Raw genomic sequence first — 1,342 nt, 5'->3', positions numbered from 1 at the left:
AAACTTCCGGCGGACATGCGCCCAGCACAATGCTCGTTTTGTGTTCTCGATCTGGCTGTAGCCTCCATATCCATCGGTTACCAGAAATCCTTCAAAACCTTCCAGGAACGCTTTCGGATATCGGCTTCCTCTTCCGGGAGCGTATTGAAAGATCCGGATCGGCTTTCGAGAAACAGCCGCTGAGCTGTAGACCCACATCCACGATTTGGAAGTGTTCTTTCTCCCTTCTTCGCGGAGCACCTGGATCGGGGTCTCGTCGCAGTGGCACAGTTCTTCTTTCAGAAGATGTTCTCTCATCTTGAGAACGACAGGTTCAAGATAGAGTTCGGAGACCGCCATGATCCAGTTGGACATCGTTCTCCGGCTGACGGAGAGACCCAGCCATTTCCACTCCTTCTCCTGCCGGTTGTAGGGTACGCTTTTGACAAAACGCTCGTTGGCTACATGAGCGATCGCTTCCGCGCTCGCAAAAGAATGCGGAATGACGGGAAGAGGGGCTTCGGTTTTGAAAAGCACGTCTTCTCCATCCTGTCTGCAGGAGGGACAGACGTCCGTTTCGGTATAGATCTCTTCGATACGGATTTTCGGCTCTTCTATGATTACCCGCGTCCTCACCTTTTCTTCGCCGATCTTCTCCATTTCTTTGCCGCACCATGGGCACTTCTTTTCTTCCTCTGCAGCTTCGATCACGATCTTGGTTCTTTCGACATCGCCCAGATCGTCTTTGTTCCAGCAGCGTTTTTTTCTGGAATACTGAATGTTCTGGAGAGCACGAGCAGAAGAAGGACTTTCTTCCGGATATTCGAGATCGAAGAGCGTAGGCATGTTGGCCATCATTTCCGCATGTCTTGCCTTTTCGCTCTTTTTTCCGAAAAGCATCCGCTGAAGCTTTTCAATAATCGCGTCCTTGTGTTTGATCGTTTTGTTCAGCTCTTCGATCCGAACAGTCAAATCCTCTATGGCTTTGATCATCTTTTCGAGCTGTTCTTTATCCACTTCGGCCGTCGTTTGTTTTTCCTTTTCCATAATTCAATTATACCACAAAAAAGAAGGGAAATAAACAAATTCCCCTTTATATAAAGCTTTTTTGATTACATTATCTTTGTCGCCCGTCTTTTTCGGATCGAACATTTCTGCTCGATCCCCAGACCTTCGAGAAGCCATCTCAGCTGCTGTTCGCTGAGAAGAAGCACTTCGTCATTGTTTTTGGGCCATTGGAACTTTCCTTCGTCAAGACGCTTCGCAAGAAGAAGAAATCCGTCCTCTTCCCAAAGGATCCCCTTGATCGAGGATGTTTTCCGACCGCAGAAAAGAAAGAGACTGTTCTCGAAAGGATCGAGCT

2 protein-coding genes are annotated in these 1,342 nt (G+C 48.1%); both read right to left on the bottom strand.

The annotated features are described in order from the left end of the window. The coding region (gene tnpC, locus BO225_RS00195) for an IS66 family transposase (protein ID WP_143356711.1) at nucleotides 1-1,026 on the bottom strand (1,026 nt) is incomplete at its 3' end. Nucleotides 1,027-1,091: 65 nt separating this feature from the next. Further along, the coding region (tnpB, locus tag BO225_RS00190) for an IS66 family insertion sequence element accessory protein TnpB (RefSeq protein WP_076340293.1) at nucleotides 1,092-1,342 on the bottom strand (251 nt) is incomplete at its 5' end.

The organism is Dubosiella newyorkensis (assembly GCF_001945605.1).
Lineage (GTDB): Bacteria > Bacillota_I > Bacilli_A > Erysipelotrichales > Erysipelotrichaceae > Dubosiella > Dubosiella newyorkensis.
The sequence above is the reverse complement of the archived record's forward strand: the minus strand, read 5'-3'. Positions and strand labels throughout refer to the sequence as shown.